The organism is Micromonospora sp. NPDC049662, assembly GCF_040675055.1.
In the GTDB taxonomy this organism is placed as follows: domain Bacteria; phylum Actinomycetota; class Actinomycetes; order Mycobacteriales; family Micromonosporaceae; genus Micromonospora.
The window spans coordinates 35,347-53,461 of record NZ_JBFAOC010000012.1 but is presented as its reverse complement, the minus strand read 5'-3'; the positions used below and the strand labels follow the sequence as shown (position 1 = coordinate 53,461).

Annotated in this window: 16 protein-coding genes; 10 read left to right on the top strand and 6 right to left on the bottom strand. The window is 73.5% G+C overall.

Features of this window, described 5'->3' with window-relative positions; all coding sequences use genetic code 11:
* The first annotated feature begins 136 nt into the window (after window positions 1–136).
* From rplM to glmM, 3 genes are all read left to right on the top strand, one after another.
* Entirely contained in the window at window positions 137–580 is a 444-nt protein-coding gene (gene rplM / locus AB0J36_RS12230; protein WP_007465158.1) for a 50S ribosomal protein L13, read from the top strand.
* Window positions 581–600: 20 nt separating this feature from the next.
* A complete protein-coding gene (rpsI, locus tag AB0J36_RS12225; protein ID WP_355050719.1) occupies window positions 601–1,065 on the top strand; it encodes a 30S ribosomal protein S9 in 465 nt (154 codons plus the stop codon).
* 117 nt (window positions 1,066–1,182) lie between these two features.
* Window positions 1,183–2,538: a phosphoglucosamine mutase gene (gene glmM, locus AB0J36_RS12220; protein ID WP_363660493.1), complete on the top strand. Its 1,356-nt coding sequence runs from the start codon at window positions 1,183–1,185 to the stop codon at window positions 2,536–2,538.
* A gap of 20 nt (window positions 2,539–2,558) precedes the next feature.
* Here glmM and AB0J36_RS12215 read toward each other — a convergent pair whose 3' ends face one another.
* Window positions 2,559–3,305: an ABC transporter ATP-binding protein gene (locus tag AB0J36_RS12215; RefSeq protein ID WP_357393832.1), complete on the bottom strand. Its 747-nt coding sequence runs from the start codon at window positions 3,303–3,305 to the stop codon at window positions 2,559–2,561.
* A gap of 3 nt (window positions 3,306–3,308) precedes the next feature.
* The gene (locus AB0J36_RS12210) at window positions 3,309–6,134 is read right to left on the bottom strand and encodes an ABC transporter permease (RefSeq protein WP_363660492.1); all 2,826 of its coding nucleotides are present in this window, start codon (window positions 6,132–6,134) and stop codon (window positions 3,309–3,311) included.
* 73 nt (window positions 6,135–6,207) lie between these two features.
* On the opposite strand from AB0J36_RS12210, the gene AB0J36_RS12205 reads away from it, so the two are divergent.
* Window positions 6,208–6,834 carry a PadR family transcriptional regulator gene (locus tag AB0J36_RS12205; protein ID WP_363660491.1) on the top strand — a complete coding sequence of 209 codons (627 nt, stop codon included), beginning with the start codon at window positions 6,208–6,210 and terminating at the stop codon, window positions 6,832–6,834.
* Here AB0J36_RS12205 and AB0J36_RS12200 read toward each other — a convergent pair.
* On the bottom strand, window positions 6,806–7,957 hold the full coding sequence (locus AB0J36_RS12200; RefSeq protein WP_357393855.1) for a pyridoxal phosphate-dependent aminotransferase: 1,152 nt from the start codon (window positions 7,955–7,957) through the stop codon (window positions 6,806–6,808). The two genes, AB0J36_RS12205 and AB0J36_RS12200, sit on opposite strands and share 29 nt — an antisense overlap.
* A gap of 79 nt (window positions 7,958–8,036) precedes the next feature.
* Window positions 8,037–8,987, bottom strand: a complete 951-nt coding sequence (locus AB0J36_RS12195; RefSeq protein ID WP_363660490.1) for an MmpS family transport accessory protein — start codon at window positions 8,985–8,987, stop codon at window positions 8,037–8,039.
* A 239-nt stretch (window positions 8,988–9,226) separates the two neighbouring features.
* On the opposite strand from AB0J36_RS12195, the gene glmS reads away from it, so the two are divergent.
* Window positions 9,227–11,140 carry a glutamine--fructose-6-phosphate transaminase (isomerizing) gene (gene glmS, locus AB0J36_RS12190; protein ID WP_355050715.1) on the top strand — a complete coding sequence of 638 codons (1,914 nt, stop codon included), beginning with the start codon at window positions 9,227–9,229 and terminating at the stop codon, window positions 11,138–11,140.
* A gap of 100 nt (window positions 11,141–11,240) precedes the next feature.
* Here glmS and AB0J36_RS12185 read toward each other — a convergent pair whose 3' ends face one another.
* Window positions 11,241–12,965 (bottom strand): alpha/beta hydrolase, encoded by a 1,725-nt coding sequence (locus AB0J36_RS12185; RefSeq protein WP_363660488.1) that lies wholly within the window; start codon window positions 12,963–12,965, stop codon window positions 11,241–11,243.
* Window positions 12,962–13,258, bottom strand: coding sequence for a hypothetical protein (locus AB0J36_RS12180; RefSeq protein ID WP_357174408.1), 297 nt, complete (start codon window positions 13,256–13,258; stop codon window positions 12,962–12,964). The genes AB0J36_RS12185 and AB0J36_RS12180 overlap by 4 nt, the downstream gene beginning before the upstream one ends.
* A gap of 174 nt (window positions 13,259–13,432) precedes the next feature.
* Between AB0J36_RS12180 and AB0J36_RS12175 the strand changes: the two genes are divergently transcribed.
* The 5 genes from AB0J36_RS12175 (at window position 13,433) to tsaE (ending at window position 18,107) form a co-directional block, all read left to right on the top strand.
* Entirely contained in the window at window positions 13,433–13,801 is a 369-nt protein-coding gene (locus AB0J36_RS12175; protein ID WP_357126380.1) for a holo-ACP synthase, read from the top strand.
* A 55-nt stretch (window positions 13,802–13,856) separates the two neighbouring features.
* A complete protein-coding gene (locus AB0J36_RS12170; RefSeq protein ID WP_357174411.1) occupies window positions 13,857–15,326 on the top strand; it encodes an NAD(P)H-hydrate dehydratase in 1,470 nt (489 codons plus the stop codon).
* Between the two features lie 80 nt (window positions 15,327–15,406).
* Window positions 15,407–16,525: an alanine racemase gene (gene alr / locus AB0J36_RS12165; RefSeq protein ID WP_357399266.1), complete on the top strand. Its 1,119-nt coding sequence runs from the start codon at window positions 15,407–15,409 to the stop codon at window positions 16,523–16,525.
* The gene (locus tag AB0J36_RS12160; RefSeq protein WP_357126372.1) at window positions 16,525–17,628 is read left to right on the top strand and encodes an alpha/beta hydrolase; all 1,104 of its coding nucleotides are present in this window, start codon (window positions 16,525–16,527) and stop codon (window positions 17,626–17,628) included. The genes alr and AB0J36_RS12160 overlap by 1 nt, the downstream gene beginning before the upstream one ends.
* Window positions 17,625–18,107: a tRNA (adenosine(37)-N6)-threonylcarbamoyltransferase complex ATPase subunit type 1 TsaE gene (tsaE, locus tag AB0J36_RS12155; RefSeq protein WP_357126369.1), complete on the top strand. Its 483-nt coding sequence runs from the start codon at window positions 17,625–17,627 to the stop codon at window positions 18,105–18,107. Before AB0J36_RS12160 ends, tsaE begins: the two co-directional genes overlap by 4 nt.
* Window positions 18,108–18,115: the final 8 nt, after the last annotated feature.

The following is an 18,115-nucleotide window of genomic DNA, read 5'->3' as shown; positions in this document are numbered from 1 at the left end:
CGTTGCCTGCTGTTGTACGACATCCAGAGGCGTGCCCTATCAGGTACGCTTGGTCGTTCGTGCGCGCTGGTCCGGCCTGCTAGCTCTGGTCACCTCGGCGCGCGACCCCAGACCGACGACGAGACAAGGTAGACCTGTGCGTACGTACAGCCCGAAGCCGGGTGAGATCGAGCGTCAGTGGCACGTCATCGACGCCTCTGATGTCGTGCTGGGCCGCCTGGCCACCCACGCCGCCACGTTGCTGCGTGGTAAGCACAAGCCGACTTTCGCGCCGCACGTCGACACGGGCGACTTCGTCGTCATCGTGAACGCGGGCAAGGTCGCGCTGACCGGCAACAAGCGCCAGACCAAGGTCGCTTACCGCCACTCGGGTTACCCGGGTGGTCTGAAGCAGGTTGGCTACGACGAGCTGCTGACCAAGCGCCCCGAGCGGGCCATCGAGCTGGCTGTGAAGGGGATGCTCCCGCACAACAAGCTCGGCCGTCAGCTGATCAAGAAGCTGAAGGTCTACGCCGGTGCCGAGCACCCGCACCTCGCGCAGCAGCCGGTGCCGTTCGAGATCAAGCAGATCGCGCAGTGAGCGCGGGCGAAGGAAGCAGCATGACCGACATCACCGAGACCGAGGTTGCCCCCGAGGCCACCGAGGCGCCGGCGCCCGTCGCCCGCGCGCCGCGTGGTGACCGCCCGATCCAGACCGTGGGTCGGCGCAAGGAGGCCATCGTCCGGGTCCGTATCGTTCCGGGCACCGGCAAGATCACCTGCAACGGCCGCGACCTTGAGGCCTACTTCCCGAGCAAGGTGCACCAGCAGCTCATCAAGGACCCGCTGGTCACCGCCGAGAAGCCCGAGGCGTTCGACGTCATCGCCAACCTGCGTGGCGGCGGCACCACCGGCCAGGCCGGTGCGCTGCGGCTGGCCATCGCCCGCGCGCTGATCGTCAACGAGCCGGACGACCGCCCGGCCCTCAAGAAGGCCGGCTTCCTCACCCGGGACGCCCGGGTCAAGGAGAGCAAGAAGTACGGCCTCAAGAAGGCCCGTAAGGCTCCCCAGTACTCGAAGCGCTGATCTTCTCCAGCGCGTTGTACTTCTGACGGACGGCCGGTCCGCCTCCCCCGACCGGGGAGGTGGACCGGCCGTTCCGCTTTCTCCTCATCGGCAGTTGCTCATCGGAGGTTGGCGGGTATGGGTCGGTTGTTCGGCACGGACGGCGTACGCGGGCGCGCGAACGCGGATCTCACGCCCGAGTTGGCGCTGGCGCTGGCCGTGGCCGCCGCGCACACACTCGCCGAGACGGACCGCAGTCACCCGCCGCTCGCCGTTGTCGGCCGGGACACCCGGGCCAGCGGCGAGATGCTGGAGGCCGCCGTCGTGGCCGGGCTGACCAGTGCCGGCGCGAACGTCGTACGCGTCGGTGTGCTGCCCACCCCGGCCGTGGCCTTCCTCACCGCCGAAGCCAAGGCCGACCTCGGCGTGGTGCTCTCCGCGTCACACAACCCCATGCCGGACAACGGCATCAAGCTCTTCGCCGCCGGTGGTCACAAGCTGCCCGACGAGATCGAGATGAAGATCGAGGCCGCGGTGGAGGCGAATGCCACCACCGCCTGGGACCGCCCGATCGGTGCCGGCGTCGGCCGGGTGCACGACCTGCTCGACGGCGCGGACCACTACGTGCAGCACCTGGTCGGCGCACTGCCGCACCGGCTGGACGGGATCAAGGTCGTCGTCGACTGCGCCAACGGCGCGGCGAGTGAGGTGGCTCCGGTCGCCTACCGGGAGGCCGGTGCCGAGGTCGTCGCGATCCACGCCGAGCCCGACGGCCTGAACATCAACGACGACTGCGGCTCCAACCACATCGAGGCCCTGCGTGAGGCCGTGGTGCAGCACGGCGCCCACCTGGGCATCGCCCACGACGGCGACGCCGACCGGATCGTGGCGGTCAGCGCCGACGGCGACGAGGTCGACGGCGACCAGGTCATGGCGATCCTGGCGCTGGCCATGCGGGAGGCCGGGACCCTCACCCAGGACACCCTGGTGGCGACCGTGATGAGCAACCTCGGTCTGCGGCTGGCGATGTCCGCGCAGGGCATCCGGCTGATCGAAACCAAGGTCGGCGACCGGTACGTCCTGGAGGAGTTGCGCGCGTCCGGCCTCGCGCTCGGCGGCGAGCAGAGCGGTCACATCGTCATGCCGGCCCACGCGACAACCGGCGACGGAGTCCTCACCGGCCTGCACCTGATGGCCCGGATGGCCGCCACCGGCCGGTCGCTCGCCGAGCTGGCCTCGGTGGTCACCAAGCTGCCGCAGGTGCTGATCAACGTGCCGGTCGGCGACCGGACCGTCGGGGCCAACGCACCGGCCGTCCGCGCCGAGGTCGAGCGGGCCGAGGCGGAACTGGGGGAGACCGGTCGGGTGCTGCTGCGCCCCTCGGGCACCGAGCCCCTGGTCCGGGTGATGGTCGAGGCCGCCACCGAGGCGATCGCCCGCGAGGTCGCCGAGCGGATCGCCGCCCTGGTGCGTACGGCCAGCCCGGCCGCCTGAGACCACCCCCCGGGGCGATGTCACAACCGCAGTTGGCTCGCCCGCCCGTAGGTGTCGGCGGGGTCCTCGCCGTCGGTGAGATCGAGATCCTCGGTGACACGGCCGTCGGTCAGTCGGACCAGTCGGTCACAGCGCGCGGCGATGGCCTGATCATGGGTCGCCAGCAGGATGGTCATGCCGTGCCGGTCACGGAGGTCGAGCAGTAGGTCGAGGATCTGGCCGCCGGTGGTGGAGTCGAGGTTGCCGGTGGGCTCGTCGGCCAGCAGCAGGCCCGGTGCGCCCATGAGCGCCCGAGCGATGGCGACCCGTTGCTGCTGTCCGCCGGAGAGCTGGGCGGGCAGGGCGCGTTCCCGCCCGGCCAGGCCGACCGCGTCGAGCAGTTCCCGGGCACGTGCCGCGTGATCGGTCCGACCACGGCGGGGCAGGACCGGCGCGATCACGTTGTCCAGCACGGTGAGCGCGGGCAGCAGGTGGTAGCGCTGAAAGACGAACCCGACCCGCTGCCGGTAGCGGGCCAGCGCGGCACGCCGCAGCTCGCTCACCACCACACCGTCGGTGGTGATGCTGCCCTCGTCTGGCTGCTCGATGGCGCCGATGAGGTGCAGCAGCGTCGACTTCCCCGACCCGCTCGGCCCGGTCAGCGCCACCACCGAGCCCGCCGCGATGCTCAGCGACACGTCGTCGACCGCCGTGAGTCGGTCCGCGCCGACGCCGAACCGTCGGACCAGGTGGTCGACCGAGATCACGCTGCCGCTCTGCTCGCTCATTAGCTACTCCTCTGCCAGAAGTCGGGCGGGCCGTAGACGCGGCAACAGGGCGGCCGGCACCAGCGCGGCGAGAGCGCTCACCAGCGCGCCCGCCAGCGCGACCAGCGCGGCCACCAGGATCAGCGCGCCGGGCAGGGCGCCGATCAGCCACGCCGCGCTGGCCAGGCCGACCGCCGCGCCGGTCGTCGACCCGACGAGCCCCAGCGTCAGCCCCTCGTAACCGACCAGCCGGCCCAGTTCGGCGTCGGTCCAGCCGATTGCCCGCAGGGTGGCCAGCTCGGCCGCCCGGTCGCGGATGTTCAGGTAGAGCACGTCCGCGACCGCCGCCGCGCCGAGCAGCACGGTGGCCACCGCGGCCACGGTGTCCGCGCCGCGCACGCTCAGGGAGACCACGTCGCCGAGCAGACTGCCGACGATCGCGCCCCGGAACGCCCAGGCAGCGGCGGTGACCAACGTCAGCGCGGCCACCCCGATGGCCAGCGCGCCGGCGCCGAGGAAGGTGCGTCCGGGGGTACGGGCCAGATTCGCCAGCGCCATCCCGAGCAGGGTGCGGGGCCGGCGTACCCAACCGGCGGGAGCGACCATCGGGCGCAGGGCGGCGGCGGGGTGGGCGCGCGCGGCCCGCAGCGCCGGCACCAGGCCCGCGGCCAGCGCGAGCAGCAGGGCGATGGGTACGGCCAGAGCCGACCGTCGCCAGTCGACATCGATGCCGAGGGCTGTTCCGAGCGGCACCGCGAGGGTCAGCGACAGCAGGCCGGCGATGAGCCCGAGGAGGGCCACCTCGCCCAGGATCAGCGCCGCGATGCGGCGGACCGGCCAGCCGAGGCAGGAGAGCACCGCCAGTTCGGAGCGTCGGTCCCGGACTGCGGCGCTGACCGCGTTGCCGAGGAACAGGACGCAGACCACCAGCACCAGGAGGAAGAGCACCAGGCTCTTGCGGTCCACCGCCTGAGTGATGATCGAGGCGACGCCGAGCGCCGACCAGTTCTCGGTCAGCCGTAGCGTCGGCCGACCGAACGTGCCGGCGGGCAGCTCCACGGTCTGCGGCGCGGCCGACGAGCCGAGGGTGATGTCGACGTCCAGTCCGGTGCGCGCCGCGATCTGCTCGGCGACCAACCGGACCCGCTCGGCCGAACGTTCGGTGTACCCGCCCACGTCGGCCACCCGTACCCGGATCGCGCTGATCGGGGCCTTGGCCTGTGGGCTGCCGGTGCCCGCGAGGAGGGTCGGCAGGCTGCCGAGGTTGGTGATCAGCAGCGGTGGGGCGGAGAGGTATCCGGCCGGGTTGCCGCTGGGCGCGAGTGGCTGACCGCCCAGCGCCGCGCGGCTGCGCTCGTCGGCGCCCTGCGCGACGGGCGCCTGATAGGTCTGCAGCGGCAGGTGGCCGAGGTCGGCGAAGCCGGTCAGCCGACTCGGGTCGAAGACACCCGTGGCCCGCCAGTACCGGAAGGTGGTGTTCCCGGCGGCGGCCAGCAGCAGCGGCCGTACCGACCGCGAACCGCTGTCGTCGGCGAGCCAGGGGCGGGGCACCGGGTTGTACGCCGTCTCCCGGCCGTACGCGGTGGGTGCGCCGGGTGGCTGCGGACGGGCCCGCAGGCTGCCGTCGGCAAGACGGTCGTACTGCACGTCGGCCGACTGCACGATGGCCTGTAACTGGCCCACGCAACACCCGGTCGGGGACAGCTCCTCGGTGAGCATCGTCTGGTGGCCGGCGGTGAGGTCGGTTCGGGCAGACCCAGCTGGCGCCCCGACCGGGCGGCTCAGGGTCTTCTCCAGGTCGATCGCCGGCACGCCCACCGGACTGGCCGAGAGCCGGGTGAAGGTGGCCGACAGTGCCTCGTCGATGAAGGGCCGGTTGGTGACGAGGACCGGCACCTGCAGGTTCTCCGTGCTGCCGGCCCGTTCGACAGCGACGGTGTCGTCCGGGCGGACGGCCCGGCCGGTGACCACGGCGTCGTCGAGGCCGACCAGACGTTCCTCGGCGGCCGGGTCGACAGCGGCCAGGAGGAACGGCACGGTCAGGTCGTACGCCATCACCAGCCGGTCGGCGGGCGCCGAGGTGCCGTCCCGATCGCTCGCCAACGCGTAGGGCTGGCCCCGGAACCGGCCGTCGGGCAACAGTTGCACGGCGTGCAGCGACCACGCCTCCCGCTCGGAGTAGGTGCCAGGGTTGCCGAGCAGGGCGTACTGGGGATCGCAGATGGGCAGACTGCGGCCGTCCGGCTGCACCTCCCGGGGGGCCGGTCCGCAGGACTCCGGCCAGGGGTAGGAGTTCCCGTCGGAGTAGGGGACCGATTCGCTGCCGAGTCCCCCGTCGAGCCGGGGGAAGATCAACGGTTTCTTGGTCACGTAGACGTACCGGGGCTTGCCCCGCGCGCTGGAGAGACCGCGTTCGGCGTGGAAGGTGGGGTCGACCCGGATGACCTGATGATCGAGTGAGCGGTCGACGGCCCCGGTGAGGTCGATCGGCGTCGGCAGCAGCGTGGTGGAATAGCCCAGCATCGCGATCGGGGCCGCCACCTCGATGCCGGGGACGGCCGCCACCTGCTCGTACTGCTGGGTGGTGATGCCGCCGAAGAGCCCGGAGAGATAGTTGGGGCGGACCAGCCCGCGCTCGGCTTCCAGCGGGGTGCGGGTGCCCTTCGGGCGCACCAGGATCTCGTAGGCGACCTGGGTGTTGCGCTCGACCGTGCCGTTGACATCCAGGCGGGAGGTGGTGGTGGCACCGGTCAGGACCACAAAACCGGTGGTGGCCACCAGCACTCCGACCAGCAGTGCCACCGACCGCCCCGCACGGCCGCGTAGCTGTCGCCAGATGAAGCCGAGCATCGCGCCTCCCCGTGTGCCGTCTCCCACTCTGCGCGATACATTGTGACAATGCAAGACCGGTACCGGAGGTGACATGGCGATCCAGCACGCCGTCCTCTCCCTGCTCGCTGGTGGCCCCAGCCACGGCTACCAGCTCAAGGGAGCGTTCGAGGCCGCCGTCGGCCCGCAGTGGGGGCCGCTGAACATCGGCCACCTCTACCAGATCCTCGACCGGCTCTCCCGGGACGAACTGGTCGTCGCCGAACGGCAGCCCCAGCCGATCAAGCCGGACCGGGTCGTCTACGAGATCACCCCGGCCGGGCGCGCGGAGCTGGCGCGGTGGCTGGGCGAGCCGAGCCCGCGCAGCGGCGGATTCCGGGACGACTTCTTCCTCAAGGTCACCGCCGCCGCCCGGTCCGGGTCCGCGGTCACCGTTCGTGCCGTGCTGAGCAACCAGCGCGGGCACCTGCTGCGCGAGTTGCGCAATCTGGACGGCCTCCGGCGGACCGCCGACGATCCGGTGGTCGGGTTGCTGCTCACCGCGGCGAGCCGGCACGTGACCGCCGACCTGTCCTTCGTGGACGACGCCGAGGCGGCGCTGCTCGGCGATGAGGGCCAGTTGCTCACCCGACTGGCGTCGCCCACCCCGGATCAGTCGGCGACCGATCCGGACGCGACCGGCTCCGGGCCGGTCAGCGGGTCAGCGCGCGCAGCCGGGTGACCGCCTCGGCCAGCACCTCCGGGCGCTTGCAGAACGCGAACCGGACCAGCCGCCGGCCGGCCTCAACGTCGTCGTAGAAGACCTGGGTGGGCACCGCCACGACGCCGCAGCGCTCCGGCAGCGACCGGCAGAACTCCATCCCGTCGGTGCCGCCGAGCGCGGTGACGTCGGCGGTCACGAAGTACGTGCCCTCCGGCGTCAGCACGTCGAACCCGGCGTCCGTGAGGCCGCCGATGAGCTGGTCGCGCCGCTGCTGGAGCCCGTCGCGGAAGCCCGTGTAGTAGTCGTCGGTCAGGGCCAGCGCCACGGCGACCGCCGGTTGCAGCGGCGCGGCGTTGACATAGGTGAGGAACTGCTTCACCCGCAGCACCGCCGAGACCAGCGCCGCCGGGCCGCTCACCCAGCCGATCTTCCAGCCCGTGCAGGAGAACGTCTTGCCGGCCGACGAGATGCGCAGCGTCCGCTCCCGCATCCCGGGCAGCGACGCCAGCGGCACGTGCGCGCTGGACGCGTCCGTGAACACCAGGTGCTCGTACACCTCGTCGGTGACCGCGTACGCGCCGAACTCCTGGCACAACTCGGCCACCAGCGCCAGCTCGGCCGGCGTGAACACCTTGCCGGTCGGGTTGTGCGGCGAGTTCAGCAGCACCAGTCGGGTACGCGGCCCGAACGCCGCCCGCAGCGCCGCCGGATCGAAGGCGTACCGGCCGTCCGCGCCGGGACGCAGCGTGACCGGCCGCCGGACCGCGCCGGCCAGCGCGATCGAAGCGGCGTACGAGTCGTAGTACGGCTCGAAGCAGACCACCTCGTCGCCCGGTTCGCAGAGAGCGAGGATGCTGGCCGCCACCGCCTCGGTCGCGCCCGCCGTGATCACGATCTCGCCGTCCGGGTCGTACGCCAGGTCGTAGAACCGACGCTGGTGCGCCGCGACGGCCGCGCGCAGGGCGGGGATCCCCGGACCGGGCGGGTACTGGTTCTGCCCGCCGCGCAGCGCCTCGACGGCGGCGGCCAGCATCTCCGGCGGGCCGTCCGTGTCCGGGAAGCCCTGGCCGAGGTTGACCGCCCCGGTCCGGACGGCGAGGGCGGACATCTCGGCGAAGATCGTCGTACCGAACGGCCGCATCCGGGCCACCAGCGGGTCGACATCGGTGCTCGTCGTCACCTGCACCAGCCTACGGTCACCCGCTGACCCGACTCCAGCCTCACTCGGGCTCACAACTGGTGGCCCAGGTCCCCTGGGTCTTGTTCGTCACGGGCTTTCCGGCGCCGGTGACCGTGACGGTGCAGCCGATCGGCCTCTCACCGTCATCGGACCACCTGGCCTCGACCATGACCCGACTCTGGCCGTTGGTGCGGATGGTCATGCGCCAGGGCAGTTTCGCGCCGTCGATGTGGATGAGATCGCTCTCGGCGTCGAAGTACGCGATGTCCGCCCGGCCCACTCCGGTGACCTCGTAGACCACCGTCACGGGGGCCGGACCCGACGTCGGGCGCGTGATCGGCTTCTTGGTGGGCCCCGTCGTGGGGGTGTCGGGCACGGTGGGCGGCTCGGGCGCGATGCTCGGCGGCCAGGTGTCGTCGCCGAAGGGGTCGCTGTCGTACGGGTCCTCGGCGACCGTGTCCGGGACAAGCCGGCTGAGCAGTGACCCGGACACGCAGAAGCATCCGCACCCGAGGAGGGCGAGCGCCACGACGACCGCGACGACGATCCCGACGACCCGGCCGGCCCCGCCGCCCGGCCGGGCGGGCGGCGGATAGCCGGGATAGAGGTACGGCGGTGGGTAGCCGGGCGGTGGATAGCCGGGCGGTGGATAGCCGGGCGGTGGGTAGCCGGGTACCGGGTAACCCGGCGGGTAGCCGGCCGACGGCTGTTCTGGGGGCGGCGGCCAGGCGCCGGTTCCGGCGGCGTCGGGCGTACCCGGAACGCCGGTGGGATCGGGCGTCCACGGCGCGGACGGGGGCGGCGGGGTCCAGGCCGGTGGGGGCGCCCAGGGCTGGCCCGGTGTCAACGGATCCGGCGTCGGGAAGGCGTCCGGCGCGGACCAACCGGACGGCGGGTTCGTCGGCGGCGGCGCAGCCGTCGGGTCCGGCGGCGGCGGGGCGGGGTCCGGAGGTGGCGTCGGGGACGACTCGGGGGGCGGCGCGTCGGACATGGCTGCTCCGGGCGGGAGTGGGTAAGGGGTCGAGGAGTCAGCGGAGCGTGCGCCGAACCCGCCGGAAGACTGTCGTACGCGCCGGTCGTCCCGCAACCCCGTCCGGTCCCGCGCACGCCGGCCCGGCTCGTGAAGCTCGTCCCATTGCGGCCCACCAACCACCGATCGCTCAAATTCGGTGCTTGTTTAGCCGTCTTTCGAGCACCCATGATGAGCGAAACTGGGTTAGGCTGCGGGCCATGTGTGGAATCGTGGGATACGCCGGCGCGCGCCCGGCGCTGAGCATCGTGCTCGACGGGCTGCGACGGCTGGAATATCGGGGCTACGACTCGGCCGGCGTCGCCATCGTCTGCGACGACCAGCTCCTGACCGAGAAGAAGGCCGGCAAGCTCGCCAACCTCGAAAAGGTGCTCTCCGAGCGTGCCGCCGACGACCCGACCTCCTGCGCGGCCAGTCCGATCGGCATCGGTGACGGCACCACCGGCATCGGGCACACCCGGTGGGCCACCCACGGCGGGCCGACCGACCGCAACGCCCACCCGCACGTCGCGCCCGACGGCCGCGTCGCGGTGATCCACAACGGCATCATCGAGAACTTCGCCAGGCTCCGCGCCGAGTTGGAGGCCGACGGCGTCCAGTTCACCAGCGACACCGACACCGAGTGCGCCGCGCACCTGCTCTCCGCCGCCCTGGCCGACCTGCGCGCCGCCGGCCAGCCGGACGGCCCGCAGCTGCTCGCCGCCGGCATGCGTGTCGTGTGCCAGCGACTGGAGGGCGCGTTCACCCTGCTCGCGGTCGACGCCTCCGTGCCCGGTGCCGTCGTCGGCGCCCGGCGCAACTCGCCGCTGGTCGTCGGGCGCGGCGACGGCGAGAACTACCTGGCCAGCGATGTGGCCGCGTTCATCGAGCACACCCGCGAGGCGGTGGAGCTGGGTCAGGACCAGATCGTCCTGATCACCGGCGACAGCATCGAGATCACCGATTTCGACGGTCAGCCCGCCAGCGGCAAGGACTTCCACATCGACTGGGACTCGTCCGCCGCCGAGAAGGGCGGTTACGACTGGTTCATGCTCAAGGAGATCGAGGAGCAGCCGCAGGCGATCGCCGACACCCTGCTCGGCCGACTCACCGAGAGCGGCGAGATCGCCCTGGACGAGGTCCGCCTCAGCGACCAGGATCTGCGCGACGTCGACAAGATCTTCATCGTGGCCTGCGGCACCGCGTACCACGCCGGCCTGGTCGCCAAGTACGCCATCGAGCACTGGACCCGGATCCCGTGCGAGGTGGAGCTGGCCAGCGAGTTCCGCTACCGCGACCCGGTGCTCGACCGGTCCACGCTCATCGTGGTGATCTCGCAGTCCGGCGAGACGATGGACACCCTGATGGCCCTGCGGCACGCCAAGGAGCAGAAGGCCCGGGTGCTCGCCATCTGCAACACCAACGGCTCCACCATCCCCCGCGAGTCCGACGCCGTGCTCTACACCCACGGTGGGCCGGAGATCGCCGTCGCCTCCACCAAGGCGTTCCTCACCCAGGTCGTCGCCTGTTACCTGATCGGCCTGCACCTGGCCCAGGTACGCGGCATCAAGTTCGCCGACGAGGTCGGCGCGGTCGTGGCCCAGCTCCAGGAGATGCCGGGCAAGCTGCGCGAGCTGCTGGACCGCATCGAGCCGGTCCGCGAGCTGGCCCGCGAGCTGAAGTCCGAGCCGACGGTGCTGTTCATCGGCCGGCACGTCGGCTACCCGGTGGCCCTCGAAGGCGCGCTCAAGCTCAAGGAGCTGGCGTACATGCACGCCGAGGGCTTCGCTGCCGGCGAGCTGAAGCACGGCCCCATTGCCCTGATCGACAAGGGCACCCCGGTGATCTGCGTGGTGCCCTCCCCGGTGGGGCGCGGGATGCTGCACGACAAGGTCGTCTCCAACATCCAGGAGGTCCGGGCGCGTGGCGCGCGGACCATCGTGATCGCGGAGGAGGGCGACGAGGCCGTCGTCCGGTACGCCGACCACCTGATCTACGTGCCGCGTACGCCCACCCTGCTCGCCCCGCTCGTCACCACCGTGCCGCTGCAGGTGTTCGCCGCCGAGATCGCCGCGGCTCGGGGGCACGACGTGGACCAACCCCGCAACCTGGCCAAGTCGGTCACCGTCGAGTAGTCGCCAGCCACGCCCCGGAGCCCCGGCCGCGCCGCACCCGCGGTGGCCGGGGCTCCGTCGTCGGCGTCGCGTCCGGTGGCTCGTCGGCGGCCCGGTCCCGTCACCGGCCCAGTACGACGCGGGCCATCCCGTCCAGCGCCGGGTTGTCCGGCTCCCAGTAGCCGGCGTGCCCACCCCGGCCGCTGCGGAACACCCGGCCGCCGAACCCGGCATCGGCCGGGTCGTGACCGAACCACAGCTCGTGACCGGTGCGATCCGGCCAACCCAGCACCGCGGCGAGCGGAGCCGCGCCCAACAGCGCCGGGCGACCCAGCTCGTCCACCGGCCGGGCCAGGCGGATCACGTCGTCGGGTGCCCTGCTGGCCCACACCTGCCCGGCCGGGACGCCCAGTTCGTCGGCGTGCGCCACGCCCACCCCGGGCGAACCGACGAACATCAGCGCGTCGGCCGCCAGCCCGTGCTCCCGGGCGGCCACCCCCACCACCAGCGACCCGTAGCTGTGCCCGAGCACCGTCTGCCGGGCCGGCGACCCCTCGTGGGTGGCGCGCAGCCCCTCCTGGAAACGGTGCAGCGCCGGCCCGGCGTCCCGGGCCTGGCCGGCGGACGCCGCCTCGGTCAGGAAGTCCGGAGCGTCGTAGTCCAGCCACAGCACGGCCGCGCTGCGCTGACCCGGCGCGAGCGCCGCGCAGCGCTCCAGCACCCGGGCGGCCCGACCCAGCTCGCCGGGGGCGTCGTCCAGCCCGGCGGTCATCCCCGGCACGTACGTCAGCACCCGATCGGCGTGGTCCGGGTCGTCGAGCGCCACCACCACCCGCCCCTCACCGGTCGGGTCCAGCCCCAGCAGGTACGCCCGCGGCGTCCCGCCGGCCAGCCGCTCGGTGAGCGCGTCCAGGCCGGCCAACCGTGCGGCCAGCGCGCGCAGTCGCACCGACACCAGCGGTCCCGGCGGCACCCGGACCGACAATCGCCGCCGCTCGGCCAGCAACTCGTCGCGCCGCGCGCCGAGCAGCAGGCGGTTGGCCTGGTCGCGGGCCGCCACCGGTACCCCGTCCAGGGCGCCGACCAGCGCCGGTTCGTGCCCGACCAGCCAGCGCCGCTGGGCCGGCGTCAACCCGGACCACCAGGCGCGTACAACCGACGGCGACGCCCCGGTGGCCGGCCGGCCGGGCGGTGCCGGGGACGCCCAGCCGGTGCCGGCCGCACGGGCCAGCTCCGCCAACCGGTCGGCGGCGGCCCGATCCGCCGCGTCGGCCCGCTCGACCGCCGCGCGTACGGCCGCCGCCACTCCCGCCACCGCGACTCCGACCGCCGACCCCGCCGCCGTGCCGGCTGCCGACCCCGCCGCCGTGCCGGCTGCCGACCCCGCCGCCGTGCCGGCTGCCGACCCCGCCGCCGTGCCGGCCCTCGTACCCGCCGGTGGCCCGGCTGCCGCCGTGCCGGCTCCGACGGGATGCGCGGGGTCCACCGGAGCCGCCCGCACACCACCGGCTCGGTCCACGGTCAGGCCGGCCGCCTCGGCCCGGGTGACCGCCTCGGCGAGCTGGGCCCTCGCCACGGCGAGCTGCCGGGCCAACTCGGCCAGCGTCTGGTCGGCCTCGATCAGCGCCGGCGCCACCGACGTCAGCTCGTCGGCAAGACCGGCGAGCCGGGCGTCGGCTGCCGTGGCCGCCGCACCGGACCAGCCACTGCGCAGCCGCCCGGCCGTCCCGGCCAGCTCGTCGGCGTGCCGGTGGACCGGGCCGGTCAGCCCGGCCCAGGCCGATCCGGCCGCCCGCCAGCCGGCCGGATCGGCGGCCCAGAGCTGCCGGTAGCCGACCCCGCTCACCGGGGCACGGTGACGAACCGGCCGGCGGCCCGGTCGTCCACCGTCTCGTACGCCTCGGCCGCCCCACGGATGCCATCGGCGGTCACCGCCACGGCTGTGCCCAGCCGGCAGAACCAGGCGTGTCCGGCCGCCTCCAGCCCCGCCAGCGCCGTGGCCGTCCGCCAGCCCGGGGCCGGCACCAGCAGCCCGGGCACCCGCGCCAGACCCCACGCCAACCGGTACGCCTCGTCGTCGAGCGCGCCGGCCTCCGCGCGCAGCTCCTGCGGCCGGACGGCGAACGGCTCCTCGGTCATGACCCCACCCCCGTGTCGGATCGGCATCGACGCGGTGAACGCTAGGCAGAGCCGGGCCGCGCCGAGGTGCCCTGTGGACGGCGGACTGCGGTCGTACCCCGGTCTGTCCACAGGCGTTGCCCACCGCGGGCCCGACGGCTAATCTGCCGCCCCCGCCGCCGGTAGGGTGGTCTGGTGATCGTCGCTGTCGGCCTCGACGTCGTCCTGGTGGACCGGTTCACCCGGTCCCTGGCGCGGACGCCGCTGCTCGCCGACCGGCTCTTCACCGGGCCGGAGCGGGTCACCCGTTCCGGCGGTCCCCGCTCGCCGGAGTCGTTGGCCGCCCGCTTCGCCGCGAAGGAGGCCGTCGCCAAGGCCCTCGGCGCTCCCGCCGGCCTGCGGTGGCACGACTGCGAGATCGTGCCCGACACCGATGGCCGGCCGTGGCTGAGCGTCTCGGGAACCGTCGCGGCGGTGGCCGCCGAGCGTGGTATCAACCACTGGCACCTGTCGCTCTCGCACGACGGTGGCATCGCCTCGGCGATGGTGGTCGCGGAACGGTGACGTCGGCCGGGTGGGCCGTGCCGGCCAGCCCGCGGAACGGATGGGACACGGTGACATGAGACCGGTGTGGCGGGTGGGCGACGTACGGGCCGCCGAGGCGGGGCTGATGGGCACGCTGCCGGAGGGGACGCTGATGCAGCGCGCCGCCGCCGGGCTGGCCCGCCGGGCCGCCCTGCTGCTCGCCGAGCGCGGCGGCGTGTACGGCGGCCGGGTGCTGCTGCTCGTGGGCTCGGGCGACAACGGCGGTGACGCGCTCTACGCCGGAGAGCGGCTGGCCCGCCGGGGCGTCGAGGTCTTCGCCCTGCTGCTCACCCCCGGCCGGGCGCACGTGGCCGGGTTGGCCGCGCTGCGGGCCGCCGGTGGCCGGCTGGTCGACCGCCCCGCCGGCCCCGTCGACCTGGTCCTCGACGGCATCGTCGGGATCGGCGGCACGGGTGGGTTGCGGGCGAACGCGGACGAGGTCGTCCAGGGGCTGGGCGACCTGCGCGGGCGCGACGGCCAGCGGGCCACCGTTTTGGCCGTGGACGTGCCGAGCGGGGTCGCGGTGGACACCGGGCACGTGCCGCTGTCCGCGTCCGGCCGGCCCACCGCCGTCCGCGCCGACGTGACCGTCGCCTTCGGCGCGCTCAAGCCCGCCCTGGTGGTCGGGCCGGCCGCCGCGTTGGCGGGGCAGGTCGAGCTGGTCGACATCGGGTTGGAGCCCTGGCTGCGGGGCACCCCCGCGCTGAACGTCACCGACTGGTCCGACCTTCAGCGGTGGTGGCCCGAGCTGGGCGCCGCGTCGGAGAAGTACACCCGGGGTGTGGTGGGGGTGGCGACCGGCTCGGCGACGTACCCGGGCGCGGCGGTGCTCTCCGTCGGCGGTGCGCTCGCCGGGCCGACCGGCCTGGTCCGGTACGCCGGTGGGGCCCGCGACGAGGTGCTGCGCCAGCACCCCTCGGTGATCGCCACGCCCCGGGTGGCCGATGCCGGCCGCGTGCAGGCGTGGGTGTGCGGCTCGGGGTTGGGCACCGGAGACGAGGCGGCGGCCGAGCTGCGGGCCGTCCTGGCGACACCGGTGCCGGTGGTGCTCGACGCGGACGCGTTGACCCTGCTGGTCGACGGTTCACTCGCCGACCGGCTGCGCGGCCGGGACGCGCCGATCGTCGTCACCCCGCACGACCGGGAGTTCACCCGGCTGTGCGGGGAGGAGCCGGGCGCCGACCGCGTCGGGTCCGCGCTGCGACTGGCCGCCTGGATGAACGCGGTGGTGCTGCTCAAGGGGGACCGCACGGTGATCGGCACGCCGGACGGCCGGGCGTACGTCAACCCCACCGGCACCCCGGCGCTGGCCACCGGCGGCACCGGCGACGTGCTGGCCGGGCTGCTCGGCTCGCTGCTGGCGGCCGGGGTGCCGGCGGATCGGGCGGCGGCCGGGGCCGCGTACCTGCACGGGCTGGCCGGTCGGGAGGCGGCCCGCGGCGGCCCGGTGACCGCGCCCGACGTGGTGACCGCGCTGCGCCCGGTCGTCGCCCGGCTGGGCTGATCGTCCCGAACCGACCCGACCGGTGCGGCGGGCCGAGCGTCGCCGCCCACGGTGATCAGGCTGGAAAGTAGGCTGGGCGCATGTGGCAGGCCGAGGTACGTGTCGATCTTGACGCGATCCGCGAGAACGTGAGCCGGCTCCGCTCCGGCACCACCGCCGAGCTGATGGCGGTGGTGAAGGCCGACGGGTACGGCCACGGCATGCTCCCGGCCGCCCGCGCGGCGCTCGACGCGGGGGCCGACTGGCTCGGCGTCTGCACCCTCGACGAGGCGCTCACGCTGCGCCGGAACGGGATCACCGCGCCCGTGCTGGCGTGGCTGCTCGCGCCTGGGCTGCCGCTGCACGAGGGTGTCAGCGCCGGGGTCGATCTCGGTGCCGCCAGCGTGCCGCAGCTCGACGAGATGATCGAGGCGAGCCGGCGTGCCGAGCGCCCCGCCCGCCTGCACCTGAAGATCGACACCGGGTTGTCGCGGGGCGGCGCCACCGTCGCCGACTGGCCGGCCCTGCTCGACGCCGCCGCGAAGGCCCAGGCCGACGGCCTGGTCGAGGTGGTCGGTGTGTGGAGCCACTTCGTGTACGCCGACCTGCCCGGCCACCCGACCACCGACCGGCAGCTCGCCGTCTTCCACGAGGGACTGGCCATGGTCGAGCGGGCCGGGCTGCGCCCCCGGTGGCGGCACCTGGCCAACTCGGCGGCCACCCTGACCCGCCCCGACACGCACTTCGACCTGGTCCGTCCCGGGCTGGCTATCTACGGCCTGTCCCCGGTGGCCGGCGAGACGTACGGGCTGCGTCCGGCGATGACCGCTCGCGCCCGGGTGATGCTCACCAAGCGGGTGCCCGCCGGGACCGGCGTCTCCTACGGCCACACCTACACCACTGAGTCGGACGCGAACCTGGCCGTGGTGCCGCTCGGGTACGCCGACGGTGTACCCCGGCACGCCTCCAACACCGGCCCCGTACAGCTCGCCGGCGCGCGGCGGACGGTCTCCGGACGCGTCTGCATGGACCAGTTCGTGCTCGACTGCGGCGACGACCCGGTGGCCGACGGTGACGTGGCGACCCTCTTCGGCAGCGGCGCCGACGGCGAGCCGACGGCCGACGACTGGGCCGAGGCGGTCGGCACGATCAACTACGAGATCGTCACCCGGTTCGGCAGCACCCGGGTGCCGCGCGTCTACGACGGTGAGCGCCCCTGATGGCGTACCGCATCCCGCGCCCGCGGACCGCGGCCGGCCGCGTCGCCGGCCTGGTCGGGGCCGCGGTCGGGGTGGCGGCGGCCGGTCTGGCCGCCGGCGTCGCGACCGAACGCACCCTGGTCCGCCGGCTCAAGACCGACCCGACCGACCGCTACGCCCAGGAGACGTTCGGCGAACAGAGGTACGACGAGGCGTTCCGGCTGGAGCTGCCGGACGGCACCGACATCCACGTCGAGGTGGTCGAGCCGACCCGTCCGGTGCCGGGGCACCCGACGGTGGTGCTGGTGCACGGGTTCTGCCTGGACATGGGCACCTTCCACTTCCAGCGCGAGATGTTGGCCGCGCGTGGCGACTATCGGATCGTGGCGTACGACCAGCCCGGTCACGGCCAGTCCGGTCGCTTGGAGACCGGCGAGTACGACCTGGCCGTGCTCGGCCGGACACTGCGCCGGGTGATCGACCGGGTCGCCCCGGAGGGGCCACTGGTGCTGGTCGGCCACTCGATGGGCGGCATGACGATCATGGCGTTCGCCGAGCTGTTCCCGGAGCTGTTCGGTGACCGGGTGGTGGGCACGGTGCTGATGGCCACGTCGGGCGGTCTCGTCGCGGAGACCAAGTTGGTCGCCCCGGCGCTGCTGGGCCGGGTCGGTGGTCCGGTGCTCTACATGGTCAGCAACGCCACGCGGTACGGCGGCCCGGTGATCGACCGGGCCCGCAAGTCGACCTCGAACGTGGCCTGGTTGCTGACCCGCAAGTACGGCTTCGGCACCCGCAAGCCCAGCCCTCGGCTGGTGTCCTACGTGGAGACCATGAACTCCCGGACCTCGGCCGACACGGTGACCCGCTACCTGCGGACCCTCGCCACGCACTCGCGCTTCCCGGCGCTGGCGGCGTTGGCGAACGCGCCGGTGCTGGTGGTCGTCGGCGACAAGGACATGATCACGCCGGTGACCCATTCCGAGGAGATCGTCCGGCGGCTGCCGCACGCCGAGTTCATCAAGATCAAAGACAGTGGTCACGTGGTGATGCTGGAGCACGCCGACGAGGTCAACGCCGCGCTGGAGCGGTTCCTCGAATCACTGGAGAGCATGGAGGACCGGTGAGTTTCGTCGTCAAACTGCCGACCGTCGAGGACACTCGGGAGTTCGGCCGCCGGTTGGCCGGGCTGCTGCGGGCCGGTGACCTGGTGCTGTTGACCGGCCCGCTGGGCGCCGGCAAGACCGCGCTCACCCAGGGTATCGGTGCCGGGCTCAACGTCCTCGGGGACGTGACCTCGCCGACGTTCGTGATCGCCCGGGTCCACCGGCCCGATCCGGCCCGGGGCGGCCGGGTGGCCCTCGTGCACGCCGACGCGTACCGGCTGGGCGCCGCCAGCGACCCGCGCGCCGAGATCGACGACCTGGACCTGGATGCCTCGGTGGACGCGTCGGTGACCGTCGTGGAGTGGGGCGAGGGCCTGGTGGAGCAGTTGGTCGACGCGCACCTGCGGGTCCGTATCGACCGCCGCGACGACGACACCCGAGTCGTCGAGCTGGATCCGGTCGGTGGTGACTGGGCTCGGCGGTTGGCCGAGCTGGGTTAGGGCGCGGC